General features: G+C 71.4%; 13 protein-coding genes. 11 read left to right on the forward strand and 2 right to left on the reverse strand.

Annotated elements, in window-relative coordinates:
• The 4 genes from VK923_10155 to mnmA all read left to right on the forward strand — a co-directional run bounded on the left by VK923_10155 (nucleotide 1) and on the right by mnmA (nucleotide 3,196).
• Nucleotides 1-534, forward strand: a complete 534-nt coding sequence (locus tag VK923_10155) for a GNAT family N-acetyltransferase (protein ID HSJ45032.1) — start codon at nucleotides 1-3, stop codon at nucleotides 532-534.
• The gene (locus tag VK923_10160; protein ID HSJ45033.1) at nucleotides 531-1,682 is read left to right on the forward strand and encodes a cysteine desulfurase family protein; all 1,152 of its coding nucleotides are present in this window, start codon (nucleotides 531-533) and stop codon (nucleotides 1,680-1,682) included. Before VK923_10155 ends, VK923_10160 begins: the two co-directional genes overlap by 4 nt.
• 65 nt (nucleotides 1,683-1,747) lie before the next feature.
• Complete coding sequence (locus tag VK923_10165; protein HSJ45034.1) at nucleotides 1,748-2,023, forward strand: hypothetical protein; 276 nt, start codon at nucleotides 1,748-1,750, stop codon at nucleotides 2,021-2,023.
• An 84-nt stretch (nucleotides 2,024-2,107) separates the two neighbouring features.
• Nucleotides 2,108-3,196 (forward strand): tRNA 2-thiouridine(34) synthase MnmA, encoded by a 1,089-nt coding sequence (gene mnmA / locus VK923_10170; protein ID HSJ45035.1) that lies wholly within the window; start codon nucleotides 2,108-2,110, stop codon nucleotides 3,194-3,196.
• Here the strand turns inward: mnmA and VK923_10175 are convergent.
• A complete protein-coding gene (locus VK923_10175; GenBank protein ID HSJ45036.1) occupies nucleotides 3,109-3,765 on the reverse strand; it encodes a hypothetical protein in 657 nt (218 codons plus the stop codon). The two genes, mnmA and VK923_10175, sit on opposite strands and share 88 nt — an antisense overlap.
• A 164-nt stretch (nucleotides 3,766-3,929) precedes the next feature.
• Here VK923_10175 and ligA point away from each other — a divergent pair, with 164 nt between their 5' ends.
• The 7 genes from ligA (at nucleotide 3,930) to VK923_10210 (ending at nucleotide 13,191) form a co-directional block, all read left to right on the forward strand.
• Nucleotides 3,930-5,984, forward strand: a complete 2,055-nt coding sequence (ligA, locus tag VK923_10180) for an NAD-dependent DNA ligase LigA (GenBank protein ID HSJ45037.1) — start codon at nucleotides 3,930-3,932, stop codon at nucleotides 5,982-5,984.
• Between the two features lie 72 nt (nucleotides 5,985-6,056).
• On the forward strand, nucleotides 6,057-6,353 hold the full coding sequence (gene gatC / locus VK923_10185; GenBank protein ID HSJ45038.1) for an Asp-tRNA(Asn)/Glu-tRNA(Gln) amidotransferase subunit GatC: 297 nt from the start codon (nucleotides 6,057-6,059) through the stop codon (nucleotides 6,351-6,353).
• Nucleotides 6,353-7,867 (forward strand): Asp-tRNA(Asn)/Glu-tRNA(Gln) amidotransferase subunit GatA, encoded by a 1,515-nt coding sequence (gatA, locus tag VK923_10190; GenBank protein ID HSJ45039.1) that lies wholly within the window; start codon nucleotides 6,353-6,355, stop codon nucleotides 7,865-7,867. The genes gatC and gatA overlap by 1 nt, the downstream gene beginning before the upstream one ends.
• Before the next feature lie 115 nt (nucleotides 7,868-7,982).
• Nucleotides 7,983-9,458 carry an Asp-tRNA(Asn)/Glu-tRNA(Gln) amidotransferase subunit GatB gene (gatB, locus tag VK923_10195; protein ID HSJ45040.1) on the forward strand — a complete coding sequence of 492 codons (1,476 nt, stop codon included), beginning with the start codon at nucleotides 7,983-7,985 and terminating at the stop codon, nucleotides 9,456-9,458.
• A gap of 172 nt (nucleotides 9,459-9,630) precedes the next feature.
• Nucleotides 9,631-10,716, forward strand: coding sequence for a polyprenyl synthetase family protein (locus VK923_10200; protein ID HSJ45041.1), 1,086 nt, complete (start codon nucleotides 9,631-9,633; stop codon nucleotides 10,714-10,716).
• Entirely contained in the window at nucleotides 10,709-12,223 is a 1,515-nt protein-coding gene (gene crtI / locus VK923_10205; GenBank protein ID HSJ45042.1) for a phytoene desaturase family protein, read from the forward strand. Before VK923_10200 ends, crtI begins: the two co-directional genes overlap by 8 nt.
• Entirely contained in the window at nucleotides 12,220-13,191 is a 972-nt protein-coding gene (locus VK923_10210) for a phytoene/squalene synthase family protein (protein ID HSJ45043.1), read from the forward strand. Before crtI ends, VK923_10210 begins: the two co-directional genes overlap by 4 nt.
• Here VK923_10210 and dxs read toward each other — a convergent pair.
• Entirely contained in the window at nucleotides 13,188-15,056 is a 1,869-nt protein-coding gene (gene dxs / locus VK923_10215; protein ID HSJ45044.1) for a 1-deoxy-D-xylulose-5-phosphate synthase, read from the reverse strand. The genes VK923_10210 and dxs overlap by 4 nt on opposite strands.
• Nucleotides 15,057-15,440: the final 384 nt, after the last annotated feature.

Below are 15,440 nucleotides of genomic sequence, written 5' to 3' on the forward strand. Positions count from 1 at the left end.
GTGGACGCCGCACCGATCATCAGGCCCGTCCGCGCCGACGAGCACGACCGCGTCGCCGAGCTGACCCTCGCGGCCTACGAGCGGCTCGGCGTCGACGTCGGGCCCTACCGCGCGTCGCTCGCCGACGTCGGCGCGCGCGCCATGGCGGTGGAGGTGCTCGTCGCGGTGCGGGGCTCGAATGTGGTGGGCGCCGTGACCTACGTGCCGGACCGCGACAGCGCCTACGCCGAGTTCGATGATGCGGACGCGGCGGGGATCCGCATGCTCGCGGTGGACCCGGACGTGCAGGGCACAGGCGTCGGCACGGCGCTCGTCGAGGCGTGCGTCGCCCGGGCGGCTGCGACGGGACGCAGCAGGATCGTGCTGCACAGCACCGCCGACATGGCGGCTGCGCGGCGGCTCTACCGTCGCCTCGGGTTCCGGCGCGCGCCGGATCGGGACTGGCAGCCCCAGCCCTACGTCGCTCTGCACGGCTACGTCCTCGCGCTCGACACTGCCGCGGCGGCCGGCAGAGCGCGTAGCGTGGGCACATGATCTACCTCGACCACGCCGCAACGACGCCGCTCGCACCGGAGGCGCTCGCCGCGATGCTGCCGATGCTCGAGGACGGCTACGGCAACCCGTCGTCGATCCACCAGGCCGGGCGGACGGCCCGCGCCGCGGTCGAGCGCGCCCGTGAGCAGGTCGCGGCCGCCCTCGACGTCCATCCTCTCGACGTGCTGTTCACCTCCGGCGGCACCGAATCCGACAACCAGGCAGTCAAGGGCATCGCGTGGGCGGCCCGGGACGCCGGACGTGGCGAGCACCTGATAACCACCGCGATCGAGCACCACGCCGTGCTCGACGCGGTCACGTGGCTACGCGACGCGCAGGGCTTCGACGTGACCGTCGTCCCAGTGGGATCCGACGGCCTCGTGGATCCCGACCGCGTGCTCGACGCGGTGACCGACCGCACGGTGCTCGTGTCGATCATGGCGGCCAACAACGAGCTGGGAACCGTCCAGCCGCTCGACGTCGTCGGACCGCGGCTCGCCGAGGGCGACGTGTGCCTGCACACCGACGCCGTGCAGGCGTTCGGCCGGACGCCGCTGCGCATCGACGACTGGCACATCGGCGCACTGTCGCTGTCGGCGCACAAGTTCAACGGGCCGAAGGGCGTCGGGGTGCTCGTGCTGCGCCGCACGGTGCCGGCGACCCCGGTGCTGCACGGTGGGGGACAGGAGCGCGGGGTGCGGTCCGGAACGTTCAACGCGCCCGCCATCGTCGGCTGTGGTGCGGCGGCCGAGCTCACGATGGCTGGCGTCGAGGACGAAGTGCCGCGGCTGCGTGCCCTGCGTGACACCCTCATCGACGGCCTGTGCGTCCTCGACGGTGTCACGCTGAACGGGTCGCCGACCGTCAGGCTGCCCCACAACGTCCACCTCGCGGTTGCCGGCTGTGACGGTGAAGCGCTCATCACGGCGTTCGACGCCGGCGGGGTGTGCGCTTCGGCCGGTTCGGCATGCCAGTCCGGTGCCGCCGCGCCCAGCCACGTGCTCGCGGCGATCGGAGCGGACGCGGACAGCGCGCACGTCCGGCTGACCTGCGGCCGGACCACGACCGCCGACGACGTCGATCGCGCGATCCCGATCATCCGCGACGCGATCAAGCACCTGCGCGACCACGGCGGAGGCTTCCTCTAGGCTCGTGAGACCGATCCCACGCATCCGCACTGGAACACGCGTTCGATCGGTGTCAAGATGGTGACATGCGGGGTGATCGGATCGAGATCGTGGTCGACACCGGTGACGGTGTGCAGACCTTCGACGTGGTTGCCACGCGAGCGGGTCGGCGGGTCGAGGCGTCGACGAGCCGGAGCGTGGTGGAGGTCGTTGAGCTGACCCGCGGAGGCACGATCGTGCGGACCGCCCGTTTCATGGCCAACCGCGTGGTCGCGCTCGTCGAGCACCCGGCGAGTGAGCAGCGCCGTCCTTCCCCGACGCCCGACGACGCACTGGCGCTAGCCCTGCCCGACGCGGGCTGAGGCCGGACCTGCACGCGCGGACCCGCGTGCCGTGCCGGCACCGGGGTGGATGTGGGCGCCGGGCGGCGCGCGTATCGTGAGGTCATGCGCGTGCTCGTGGCGATGTCGGGCGGCGTCGACTCGTCGATGGCCGCCGCGCTGCTCGTGGAGCAGGGCCACGACGTCACCGGGGTCCATCTGAAGATGGCCGATACGCCGTCGGGCCTGCCGGGCAGGGGCTGCTGCACGCTCGACGACGCGCGCGACGCCCGTCGCGTCGCGGACGTCCTCGGCATCCCCTTCTACGTGTGGGACCTGTCCGCCCCGTTCAGGGCCAGGGTGGTCGACGACTTCGTCGCCGAGTACGCGGCCGGCCGCACGCCCAACCCCTGCGTGCGCTGCAACGAGCGCGTGAAGTATGCGGCCCTGCTGCAGCGCGCCCGGGCGATGGGCTTCGACGCGCTGGCGACCGGTCACCACGTCCGGCTGCGCCACGCCGCGGGGCGCTGGCGCCTGCTCCGCGCCGCCGACCCGGACAAGGACCAGACCTACGTCCTCTACATGGCGACCCAGGAACAGCTCGCCCACACGTGCTGGCCGGTGGGGGAGCACACCAAACCGGCGCTGCGGCGCATGGCGTCCGAGCGCGGGCTGATCACGGCGCGCAAACCCGACAGCCATGACATCTGCTTCATCCCGTCGGGCGATCTGTCCGGCTTCCTGCGGCCCCGTCTGGGCAGCCGTCCAGGTCCGGTGATCGGCCCCGACGGCCGGGAGCTCGCCCGCCACGACGGTGCCTACCGGTTCACCGTCGGGCAGCGGCGGGGGCTGGGTGTGGCCGGCAGTGCCGAACCGCTCTACGTGACCGCCATCGTCGGCGACGAGGTGCACGTCGGTCCGCGCGCGGCGCTCGAGGCGGTCGAGGTGCGCGCGACCGACGTCACGTGGGTGGCCCGCGCGGTGCCCCGGCCCGGTGGCCTGACCGCCCAGGTTCGGTACCGTGGTCGTCCGCTGCCCGCGACGCTCGCACGCGACGGCGACGGACTGCGTGTGCGCTTCCACGCCGACCGTCCGGTCGGTGTGGCGCCCGGACAGGCTGTCGTGGTCTACGCCGGTGACGAGTGCCTCGGTGGCGGCACCATCGCCACGGCGACCCCGGCGCGGGCCACAGCCGAGAGCGTGGCCTCGTCGTAGGCGTCGCGCACGGCGGGTGCACCGCGCAGGTAGCGGGCGATGGCCTTCGGGCCGAGCCGGTGGGACTCGGCCAGCCCGGCCGCTATGGTGCGCAGGTACGCCGTCGCAGGCGCGGCGCGCCGCGGCAGCCCGTCAGACGTGAACGTCACGATCGGCACACCGTCGATGCGTCCGCAGCACACGAGCATCGGGTAGTTGCCGCCTCCGGCGCGCACCGGCGTGCCCGGTGGCAGGGCGCCGACGTCGGTCGGCAGGGCGATGCCGCCGTTCTCCTGGGCGTGCACGTCGGTGAACTGGCCGGTGCGCAGCCGGTACATGCGTGCCAGGGTCCGCCCGTGTGCAGTGACGTCGACGAAGGCCATGCCACCACCACCCCACGTCCGTGACGCGCCGCCGAAGCGCAACCGCCAGGGCAGGTGGAACGGACGGTCCTCGGCAGGGGGCGTGCGGTCGCGTGCCCCCCGGTAGCGGCGGCGCCCGCCGACCGGCGTGCCGCCGTGCAGGTAGCGCTCGAACCGGTGTCGGGACAGGTTCGAGCCGTAGCTGGCGTACCACACGTGCGACAACATGCCTCCACGTAGTGTGCCGCACCGCCTGTTGCGGGGAGCGGGTCCCTCACATCGACGGATCTCACTCCACGGACGGGCTCGGCCGCCGCCGCTGGCGACGGACGTGACGGCCCTGGTTGCGGCTGATGGACCCGCTCCGTCGGGCAAGAACTAGACTTCCGCCGATGGTTGACGCCGATCTGCGCCGTGAGGTGGCCGAGCTGCGTACCGAGCTCGAACGCCACCGCTACCGCTACTACCTGCTGTCCGATCCCGAGATCCCCGACGCCGCGTTCGACGAGATGCTCCAGCGGCTCCGCGCCATCGAGGAGGAGCACCCGGAGCTCGACGACCCGGCGTCGCCGACCCACCGGGTCGGTGCGGCGCCGTCCGGCGCGTTCGCCACGGTCCGCCACGAGCAGCGGATGCTGTCGCTTGACAACGTGTTCGACGCCGCCGGCCTGCGCGAGTGGATCGAGCGGGTCGAGCGCAACCTGGAGGGCGCGACGCCATCCTGGACCTGTGAGCTCAAGATCGACGGGGTGGCGATCAGCGTCCGCTACGAGCGCGGGATCTTCGTGCGGGCCGTGACCCGTGGCGACGGCGATACCGGCGAAGACGTCACCGCCAACATCCGCGAGGTCTCGGGCATCCCGGTCGTGCTCGACCTCGATGACCCGCCCGCGGTGCTCGAGGTGCGCGGCGAGATCCACTACCCCGTTGCGGAGTTCAACGCGATGAACGACGCGCGGGAGCAGGCGGGAGAGCCGCGGTTCGCCAACCCGCGCAACGCCGCCTCCGGCGCGCTGCGTCAGAAGGACCCGCGCATCACCGCCACGCGTCCGCTCGCGCTCATCTGCCACGGCATGGGCGTGGCCGACGGCCTCGACGTCGACAGGCACCAGGCGTTCCTGCAGCTGCTCGAGGCGGCCGGGCTGCCCGTGGCCGCCGAGACGCGGACGTTCGACGCCATCGACGAGGTGCTCGCGTTCATCGAGCACTGGGGCGAGCACCGCCACGACCCGACCTACGAGATCGACGGCGTCGTGGTAAAGGTCGACGACTTCGGCCATCGGCGGCGGCTGGGCTCGACGAGCAGCGCGCCACGCTGGGCGATCGCCCACAAGTACCCCCCCGAGGAGCAGCAGACGGTGCTGCGCGACATCTTCGTCAACGTCGGGCGCACCGGGAAGGTCACGCCGTTCGCCTCGTTCGACCCCGTCCTGGTGGCGGGGTCGACCCTCCAGCTGGCCACCCTGCACAACGAGGACCAGGCGCGGGCGAAGGATGTGCGGCCGGGCGACACGATCATCGTCCGCAAGGCGGGTGACGTGATCCCCGAGGTCGTCGGCTACATGCCGACCAAGCGGCCGTCCGAGGTCGAGGAGGCCGGCCCCTGGCGGATGCCGGACACCTGCCCGTTCTGTGGTCAACCCATCGAGCGCCTCGACGGCGAGGCCGCCAGCTACTGCTCGAACATCGACTGCCCCAATCGGAGGCTCGAGTCGCTCGCGCACTACGCCGCCCGCGGTGCGCTCGACATCGAGGGGATGGGCTACGAGACCGCGCGAACCCTGCTGGCCTCCGGGCTGGTCACCAACCTCGCTGACCTGTACCGCCTGCGGGCCGACGACCTTCTCGCGCTCGACGGATTCGGCGAGAAGAAGGTCGCGATGCTGCTCGACGGCATCGAGCAGTCCAAGCAGCAGCCGCTCGAGCGTCTGCTGATCGGCCTGAACATCCGCCACATCGGCGGGACGACCGCCCGGTTGCTGGCCCGGGCGTTCGGGGACCTCTCGTCACTGCGCGCCGCGGACGTCGAGGTGAGCGCCGCGGTGACCGGCATCGGGACGATCATCGCCGAGGCCGTGGCCGCCTTCTTTGCGAACGAGCGCAACGCCGCCCTCGTCGACGACCTCGTGGCGCTCGGCGTGCGCACCACCACTGATCGGGTCGAGGTCGAGCGCACGCTGGAGGGTTGGACGTTCGTTCTGACCGGGGGCCTCGAGGGCTACACCCGCGATGAGGCGAAGCGCGCGGTCGAGGACCGTGGCGGCAAGGTGACGTCGAGCGTGTCGAACAAGACCTCGGCGGTGGTCGTCGGCAGCGACGCCGGATCGAAGGCGGACCGTGCGCGCGAGCTGGAACGACCCATCCTCGACGAGGCCGCGTTCGTCAGGCTGCTGGAGACCGGTGAGCTGCCGGCGGGCGTCGGTCCGGTCGACGACGCGGCGACGTAGCAGCGCTGGCGTGGAGGCGGCGATGGTAGCGTCGGGCCCATCTCCGACCACGCATCGGCAGGCATGCACACCATGACCCTCAGCATCGACGACGTCCGCCATGTCGCGAACCTCGCACGCCTCGCATTCGACGACGACCAGCTCGAGCAGCTGCGCGAGGAGCTCGGTCGGATCCTCGGCTACGCCGAGCAGATCGACGAGGTCGCGACCACCGACGTCCCTCCGACCAGCCACGCCTATCGGCTGACCAACGTCTGGCGCGACGACGACGTCCGGCCGTCGCTGGAGCCCGCGGCGGCGCTCTCGACGGGACCGGCGATCGAGGACGGCCGCTTCCGCGTTCCGCGCATCATCGACGAGGACGCGTGATGACGGCCGGGAGGCCGACCGACCCGGTCGCCGTCGACGCGACCAGCCTGCTCGGCATGCTCGACGCCGGCGACGTCTCTGCGGAACAGGTCGTGGCCGCCCACCTGTCACGCATCGCCGAGCACGACGGCGAGGTGCACGCGTTCCTCTCCGTGCTCGACGAGCAGGCTCTGGACCACGCGCGGGACATCGACCGACGGCGCTTGGCCGGCGAGCCGGTCGGGCCGCTGGCCGGCGTCCCGGTCGCGCTCAAGGACGTCCTGTGCACGCGCGGGGTCACCACGACATGTGGCTCGCGCATGCTCGCCGATCACCGGCCGCCCTACGACGCGACCGTCGTGACGCGGCTGCGGGATGCGGACGCGGTGCTGGTCGGCAAGGCCAACATGGACGAGTTCGCGATGGGCTCGTCGACGGAGAACTCCGCCTTCGGCGTCACCCGGAACCCGTGGGACCTCGGCCGCGTGCCCGGGGGTTCCTCCGGTGGGTCGGCCGCCGCGGTCGCGGCGCACTTCGCGCCGCTCGGGATCGGCACCGACACGGGCGGCTCCATCCGTCAGCCGGCCGCCCTGTGCGGTGTCGTCGGCGTGAAGCCGACGTACGGCCGCGTCAGCCGGTACGGGCTCATCGCCTTCGCGTCGTCGCTGGACCAGGTCGGCCCCTTCGCGCGGTCGGTCACCGACGCAGCGCGGCTGTACACGGCCATCGCCGGTCACGATCCCCGCGACTCGACGTCGATCCCCGAGGACGTGCCGCGCCTCGCGGCGACGCTGGAGGACGGCGTCGAGGCCCTGCGCGTCGGTGTCGTGTCCGAGGCGCTGGACGAGGGCGTCGAGCGCGGTGTGGCGGCCCGGGTCCGGGAGGCGGCGCAGCTGCTCGGCAAGCTCGGTGCCGACGTCGTCGACGTCAGCCTGCCCCACGCCCGGTACGGCATCGCCGCCTACTACCTCATCGCGCCCAGCGAGGCGTCGAGTAACCTCGCCCGCTACGACGGGGTGCGCTACGGCCTGCGGGTCGACGGCGACACGACCGAGGCCATGATGGCCGCCACGCGCTCCGCAGGGTTCGGGCCCGAGGTCGTCCGGCGGATCATGATCGGCACGTACGCGCTGTCGGCCGGCTACTACGACGCCTACTACGTCAGCGCCCAGCGCGTGCGCACGCTGATCATCCGTGACTACGAGGCCGCCTTCGAGCGCTGCGACGTGGTGTTGAGCCCGACCTCGCCGTCGACGGCGTTCGAGATCGGTGCAAAGACCGACGACCCGCTGGCCATGTACCTCAACGACGTGTTCACCGTGCCGGCCAGCCTCGCAGGCATGCCCGCGCTGTCGATGCCGGCCGGGCTCGACGACAGCGGCCTGCCGGTCGGCGTGCAGCTCGTGGCGCCGTTGTTGGACGAGGCCGTCCTGTTCCGCGCCGCACGGGCCCTGGAGGCCGAGCTGGCGTTCGACCCGGTGCCACGCGGCGCCAACGCGCTGCATGCGCCGGCCGCCGTTCGAACGAAGACATGAGCGGAGACGTCTGCGCGGCGCCACACCCTCGGCGTGGCATGACGGCCCCGATCCGTCCGGCGGGCACGGCACGCCCATCGTCGGCCGGACGGAGTGACGAGAAGGTGCGACCAGCATGAGCAGCGGCCCGATCGAGCAGGCGACCGAGTACGAGGCCGTGATCGGCCTCGAGGTGCACGTCGAGCTGTCGACGGCGACCAAGATGTTCTGTGGCTGCGCCACCGACTTCGGGGGCGAGCCCAACAGCCGCACCTGCCCTGTCTGCCTTGGCCAGCCCGGTTCGCTGCCAGTCCCCAACGCGCGAGCGATCGACTACGCCATAAGGCTCGGCCTGGCACTGGGCTGCGAGATCATCGACCACAGCCAGTTCCACAGGAAGAACTACTTCTATCCGGACATGCCGAAGAATTACCAGATCTCGCAGTACGACGTGGCGATCTGCGAGCGCGGCCACCTCAACCTCGACCTGGACGGGCAGACGACGCGCGTCGGCATCCATCGCGTCCACATGGAGGAGGACACCGGCAAGACGGTCCACGTCGGTACGTCCGGGCGCATCCACGGCGCCGACTACAGCCTTGTCGACTACAACCGCGCCGGGATCCCGTTGCTCGAGGTGGTCTCCGAGCCCGACCTGCGCTCGGCCTCGCAGGCGCAGGCGTACCTGGCCGAGCTGCGTGCGATCGTGCTGGCGCTCGGCATCAGCGACGCGAAGCTCGAGGAGGGCTCGATGCGGTGCGACGCGAACATCTCACTGCGCCCGCGCGGCCACACGGTGTTCGGCACCAGGGTGGAGGTCAAGAACCTCAACTCGATCCGGTCCCTGGGACGGGCGGTCACCCACGAGATCGAGCGCCAGGGCGACCTCCTGCGTGACGGCGTCCCGGTGACCCAGGAGACCAGGCACTGGGACGAGGACGCCGGGCACACCTCGACGTTGCGGGCCAAGGAGGAAGTCTTCGACTACCGCTACTTCCCGGATCCCGACCTGGTCGCGATCGAGCCGCCGGCAGCGTGGATCGATGAGCTGCGCGACGGGCTGCCGGAGCTCCCGGCGGCCGCCCGAGCCCGCCTGCGCGGCCTGGGGCTGGACGCCGACCGGGCGGCGACACTGGTCTCGGCGGGCCTGGCCGACGTCCTGGACGAAGCCGTTGCGGCCGGCGCGCCCGGAGGCGACGCCGGGAAGTGGCTGACCAACGAGGTGCTCGGCTGGAGCAACGAGCACGGCGTCGATCCGTCGGCCCTGACGCTGACGGGCGCGCACCTCGCCGAGCTCGTCGCGATGGTCAACGACGGCACGCTGTCGACCAGGTTGGCCCGGCAGGTCCTCGACGGCGTCCTCGCGGGCGAGGGGGCACCGTCCGAGGTCGCTCACGACCGTGGCCTGGAGCAGGTGTCGGACACCGGCGAGCTCGGGCGCATGGTCGACGAGGCGATCGCCGCGCAGCCCGACGCCGCGCAGCGCGTCCGGGACGGCAACCACAAGGCGATCGGTGCGCTGGTCGGCGCCGTCATGAAGGCCAGCCGCGGGCAGGCCAACCCCGCCCTGGTCAACGACCTGCTGCGCGCCCGGCTGGTCGACGACGCATGAGTGCCTCGAGCAGCGTCAGCGGTAGGGACATGTCATGAGCGGCGCGGCGGGCTGTAACCGGCGGGCGAACGGGCCCGTCACGCCTTCCGAGGACCCTCGGGTCCTACCATTGCCTGGCCCACGAAGGCGGAGACGGTGATGAAGCGACCGTGGACCCTGCTCGACGCGCACGATGGTTGACACGTCGTCGGCAGTCGACCTGACCGTGGACCCGCTGCGCGTGGTCTCCGAACCCGTCAATGCGCTCCTCACGGAGTTCCTCGGCGCACGGGAGCGTCAGCTGACAGACCTCGACCCCCGGCTGGCGCCCATCGTGCGGGCCGTCAACCAGCTGGTGCTCACCGGCGGGAAGCGGATGCGGCCGGCCTTCGTCTACTGGGGGTACCGCGCGGGCGGCGCACCCCACACCGACACGATCTGGCACACGGCGGCGGCGTTCGAACTGCTCCAGAGCTTTGCTCTGATCCACGACGACGTCATGGACCGCAGCACGCGACGGCGCGGGCGGCCGGCGGTGCACGTCGCGCTGGCGGCGCACCACCGCGCCGCCGGACTGCGCGGTGACGGGGACTGGTTCGGTGTGGGCGCGGCCATCCTGGCCGGTGACCTGGCCTTCGTGTGGGCCGACGAGCTCTTCGACGCCGCTCCGCTCGACACGCTGGACCGCGAGCGGGCGCGCCGGGTGTTCACCGACCTGCGCACCGAGCTGATGGCCGGACAGTACCTCGACCTGGTGGTCGCCGCGACGACCGACGCACAACCCGAGCAGGCGCAGACCGTTGCGCTGCTCAAGGCCGGCCGCTACACGGTGACGCGCCCGCTGCAGCTCGGCGCCGCGATTGCCGGCGTCGACCCGGTGCTGGACGCGGCGCTCGTCGGCTACGGCGACGCCGTCGGCGTGGCCTTCCAGCTGCGCGACGACGTGCTCGGGCTGTTCGGCGACCCGGGTGACACCGGCAAGGGCGTGCTCGACGACCTGCGTCAGGGCAAGCGCACCCTGCTGATGCTCACCGCCCTCGATCTCGCCGACCGGACCCAGCGGGACGTGCTGACCGCTGCGCTGGGCAACCCGGACGTCGACGAGCGGGCGGCGAACGACGTGCGCACCGTCGTCACGGAGTGCGGCGCGCTCGAAACGATCGAACGGCAGGTCGGGCGGCACCACGCCCGGGCGCTGCAGGCGATCGCCACCGTCGACCCACCGGCGCGGGGAGCACTGGCACTACTCGCCGACCGCGCGCTGTTCCGGGATGCCTGACATCGCGCTGCGCGCGTCCGGGCGCGACCGTGTGGTCGTGATCGGCGCAGGGCTCGGCGGCCTCGCGGCGGCCATCCGGCTGGCGGTGTCCGGACGCGAGGTCGTCGTGCTGGAGCGCGAGCCGGTGCCCGGCGGTCGCGCGGGGCGGTTGGAGCGCGACGGCTTCACGTTCGACACCGGACCCAGCGTGCTGACCATGCCGGGCCTGATCGAGGAGCTGTTCGAGCTGGCGGGCGAGCGCATCGCCGACCACCTGCAGCTCGAACGGCTCGATCCCGCCTACCGCGCGAAGTTCCACGACGGGTCCCATCTGTACGTGCGCGGCAGCGTCGATGCGATGCGCGACGAGGTCGCTGCCGTCTGCGGGCCGGCCGAGGCGGACCGGTTCGTCGCCTTCGCCGACCACCTGCGCCGGTTGTATGAGACCGAGTACGGCCACTTCATCGACACCAACTTCGACTCGGTGCTCGACCTGGCCCGCCCGGTGGTGATGACGCGGCTGCTGCGGCTCGGCGGGTTCCGGCGCCTGTACCCGCTGGTCGCAGGCCATCTACGGGACTGGCGCCTCATCCGGCTGTTCACGTTCCAGGCCATGTACGCGGGCATGAGCCCGTACGAGGCACTCGGCGTCTACGCGATCATCGCCTACATGGACAGCATCGCAGGCGTGTTCTTCCCGGCTGGCGGCATCCACGCGGTCAGCCGGGCGCTCGCGGACCTCGCTGTCCGTCGTGGCGTCGACCTGCGGCTCGGGACGGCGGTGGCCCACGTCGAGGTCCGCGCCGGACGTGCCACCGGGGTGCGCACCGTCGACGGCGAGGTCGTGACGGCCGGCCACGTCGTCGTCAACGCGGATCTTCCGGTCGCCTACCGGGACCTGCTCGGCCCCGAGCTCACCCCGCGGCGCGTGCAGCGGTTGCGCTACTCGCCGTCGTGCGTGATCGTCCACCTGGGCCTTCGCGGTCCGCTGAAGGACGCTGCGCACCACAACATCCACTTCGCACGCGACTACCGCGCGTCGTTCGACGACCTGCTCGCGGGACGGATGCAACGCGACCCGTCGTGGTTCCTGACGGTGCCGACACAGGGCGACCCGTCAATGGCACCCGACGGTGGCGCCGTCGGCTTCCACCTGCTCCCGGCACCGAACCTGCGCGGCGACGACATCGACTGGGACGCCCGGGCGCCCGGCGAGCTGCGCGCGGCGCTGCGCCGACTCGAGGAGGCCGGGTACGGGTTGCCCGAGGTCGTGACCAGCACGGTCGTGACGCCGGCCGACTGGGCACGCCAGGGCATGGCGGCAGGCACGCCGTTCGCGGCGAGCCACCACTTCCTCCAGACGGGACCGTTCCGCCCGCGCAACGTCGCGCCGACCGTCGAGGGCGTGGTGTTCGCCGGTTCGAGCACGGTGCCCGGTGTCGGCGTCCCCATGGTGCTCGTGTCTGGAAAGCTCGCGGCCGAACGCGTCCTGAAGGATGCGACCCCGCGTCGGAGGCGGCGGTCGTGACGGTCCACGAAGGGGTGCCCGGCTACCGTCATCCCGCGCCGTCGACCGCGATCGTCGCCGACGGACTGCCCGACGATCGTCGGGTCGATCTGGCGACCAGCTACGAGCTGTGCCGGCGGCTGAACGCAGCACACGGCCGCACCTACTACTTCGCGACCCGGTTCCTGCCCCGGCACCAGCGGCATCACGTGCACGCGTTGTACGGCTTCGCGCGCTACGCCGACGATCTGGTCGACCACTTCGACCTCGACTGGTCCGACGCGCAGCGCCGTGCGGCGCTCGAGGCGTGGAGCGCGGACTTCCTCGCATGCCTGGACCGCGGCCACAGCGACGATCCCGTGCTCAAGGCCGTGGTGGCCACCGTCTACGAGCTCGGCATCGCCCACGACGACCTCCGGGCGTTCCTGCGCTCGATGGCCATGGACCTGACGGTCATCCGCTACGACACCTACGAGGACCTGTACGGCTACATGTACGGCTCGGCTGCGGTGATCGGCGCGATGATGCTGCCGGTGCTCGGTGGCCGGCATCCCGACGCCAGGGCGCGCGCGATGGACCTCGGCATCGCGTTTCAGCTGACGAACTTCCTGCGGGACGTCGCCGAGGACTGGGACCGTGGGCGCATCTACCTGCCGCAGGAGGATCTCGCGCGCTTCGACGTGTCCGAGGACCACTTCCGCCGCCGGCGGGTCACGCCCCAGCTGCGCAGCCTGCTGGCGTTCGAGATCGACAGGACCAGGATGCTGTACCGCCGGGCCGAGGAGGGCTGGGGGATGCTGGCGCCGCGCAGCCAGGCCTGCATCCGCATCGCCCACCGGCTCTACGGTGAGATCCTCGACCGCATCGAGGCGACCGGCTACCAGGTGTTCGACCATCGGGCGTCGGTGCCGACGCCGCGCAGGCTGGCGGTCGCCGGGCGGGAGGTGCTGCGCCGCCCCCGACCGGTCCCGCAGGTGCGGGCAGCCTAGATGCCGCCGAGCAGCTTGCGCGTCGCGGCGGCGATGCCCGTGGCGTCGAGACCCAGATCCGTGTGGATCTGGTCGGCGCTGCCGTGGTCGACGTAGTCGTCGGGGGTGCCGAGGTGCAGCAGCCGCGGGCTGCGCCCGGCGTCGTCGCGGTCCACCAGCAGGCCGGCGAGGTACGATCCGGCACCGCCGTGCCGCACGCCGTCCTCGACGGTGACGACCAGGTCGTGACGCGCGGCATCGTCGAGCAGGGCCGGGTCCGCTGGCTTGACGACACGGACGTCCCAGACTGTGGCCGACACCCCGTCCGCGGCCAGTTGCTGAGCGGCCTGGTCCGCCGCGGGCACCATCTTGCCGACTGCGAGGAAACACACCTCGGTGCCCTCGCGGACGCGTCGCGCCTCCAGCCCGCGGCCGACCTCGGTGGCGGGCACCTCAGGCGCCGTGCCCTTCGGGAAGCGCACCAGCGAAGGTCCGTCCAGGGTCATCGCGTCAGTCAGCATCTGGCGCAGCTCGCCGGCCGAGGACGGTGCGAAGATCGTCATTCCCGGCACGCGCAGGCTGAGGGCCATGTCGAGCACGCCGTGGTGGGACGGGCCGTCGGGTCCGGTGATGCCGGCGCGGTCCAGGGCGAACACGACCGGCTTACCGTGCAGTCCGACGTCGAGGTTCATCTGGTCGAACGCTCGCGACAGGAACGTCGAGTAGACCGCGAACACCGGACGCATGCCCATCATGGCCATGCCCGCGGCGGCGGTGACGGCGTGCTGCTCGGCGATCCCGACGTCGATGACGCGGTCGGGGTGACGCTCGGCCAGAGGGAGCAGGCCTGTCGAACCCGGCATCGCCGCGGTGAGCGCGACCAGCTCGTCGTGACGCTCGGCCAGATCGAGCATCGTGTCGGAGAACACCTGCGTGTAGGTGGGCCCGCCTCCACGGCTCGCGCTCCTGCCGGTGGTCGGGTCGAATGCCGACACGTCGTGCAGGCGCTTCTCGACGTCGGTCTCCGCGGGCGCGTAGCCGCGGCCCTTCTGCGTTCTGACGTGCACCACGATCGGACCGTCGTAGGTCGCGGCGTGTCGCAGGGACTGCTCGATGCGCGCGGTGTCGTGGCCGTCGATCGGACCGGTGTAGCGCACGTCGAGCGCCTCGAAGAAGGCGTGTGGCTCGATGACCTCACGCAGAGCGGCGCTGATCCCGTTGATGCCCTGGACCGCGACCTCGCCCATGCCGGCCAGCGCGCGCAGGCGGTCCTCGAGCACCCGGCGGGCGTGGACGTAGGACGGGTTCAGGCGCAGGCGGGCCAGGTGGTCGCCGAGCCGTGAGATCGTCGGAGCGTAGGACCGCCCGTTGTCGTTGAGCACGATGATGACGCGGCGGCCGCTGTGGCCCAGGTTGTTCAGTGCCTCGAACGCCATGCCCCCGGTCAGCGCGCCGTCGCCGATGACCGCGACGACGCGGCGGTCGATCCCGCGCAGCGCGAAGCTCGTCGCCATGCCGTGGGCGTAGCTCAGGATGGTCGAGGCGTGGCTGTTGGACACCCAGTCGTGCTCGGACTCGTCGCGGGAGGGGTACCCCGAGAGGCCGCCCGCCTGCTTGAGCGCGTCGAAGCCCGCCTGACGTCCGGTGACGATCTTGTGCACGTACGCCTGGTGGCCGGTGTCCCACAGCACGACGTCGTGCGGGGAGTCGAAGACACGGTGCACCGCCAGCGTCAGCTCGACGGCGCCGAGGTTGGACCCCAGGTGCCCACCCGTTCGCGACACCGCCTCGACGATGAACTGACGGATCTCGTCTGTGAGCCGTTCGAGCTGCGCTGCGTCGAGGCGCCGAAGGTCGCGTGGCGAGCGGATGGTCTCCAACAGCATCGATGACCCTCCTGGGTCGTACGTCAACTGACCACGCTACCGCGCCGTAGAAGCGTCACGCGATGTGGTCGAAGAAGGCTCGTGGGAGCAGCCCGTTGGGGTCATGGTTCCTACAACTCGACCTCGAACTCGTCCGGTCTCCCTCGTCCGGTCTCCGGCCGTCGGACTAGTGCGTGTCGTTCATACCGTGCTCGGAGTGCACGACCTGAGGGGTTGTTTAACGGATTTGTGTCGAGCCGTGAACAGCTCGAGTATAAGTTAAACATGTAGCTACTTGGCAACTACTTTTAGTAGTTGAAGCCGAGTGACAGATGTTTGAGCTTCGGTTGATGACCCCCAGGAGGTGACCAAGACATGCGCAAGGCTGGCTGGTAAGCGCTTCAG

The sequence above is a fragment of the Euzebyales bacterium genome, from assembly GCA_035461305.1.
GTDB lineage: Bacteria > Actinomycetota > Nitriliruptoria > Euzebyales > JAHELV01 > JAHELV01.

Bases quoted from the DNA above. Each gene is read 5' to 3' on its own strand.
- dxs (HSJ45044.1), bottom strand. From the start codon at position 15,056: ATGCTGTTGGAGACCATCCGCTCGCCACGCGACCTTCGGCGCCTCGAC.
- ligA (HSJ45037.1), top strand. From the start codon at position 3,930: ATGGTTGACGCCGATCTGCGCCGTGAGGTGGCCGAGCTGCGTACCGAG.
- crtI (HSJ45042.1), top strand. From the start codon at position 10,709: ATGCCTGACATCGCGCTGCGCGCGTCCGGGCGCGACCGTGTGGTCGTG.
- gatA (HSJ45039.1), top strand. From the start codon at position 6,353: ATGACGGCCGGGAGGCCGACCGACCCGGTCGCCGTCGACGCGACCAGC.
- VK923_10200 (HSJ45041.1), top strand. From the start codon at position 9,631: ATGGTTGACACGTCGTCGGCAGTCGACCTGACCGTGGACCCGCTGCGC.
- VK923_10175 (HSJ45036.1), bottom strand. From the start codon at position 3,765: ATGTTGTCGCACGTGTGGTACGCCAGCTACGGCTCGAACCTGTCCCGA.
- mnmA (HSJ45035.1), top strand. From the start codon at position 2,108: ATGCGCGTGCTCGTGGCGATGTCGGGCGGCGTCGACTCGTCGATGGCC.
- VK923_10165 (HSJ45034.1), top strand. From the start codon at position 1,748: ATGCGGGGTGATCGGATCGAGATCGTGGTCGACACCGGTGACGGTGTG.
- VK923_10160 (HSJ45033.1), top strand. From the start codon at position 531: ATGATCTACCTCGACCACGCCGCAACGACGCCGCTCGCACCGGAGGCG.
- gatC (HSJ45038.1), top strand. From the start codon at position 6,057: ATGACCCTCAGCATCGACGACGTCCGCCATGTCGCGAACCTCGCACGC.
- gatB (HSJ45040.1), top strand. From the start codon at position 7,983: ATGAGCAGCGGCCCGATCGAGCAGGCGACCGAGTACGAGGCCGTGATC.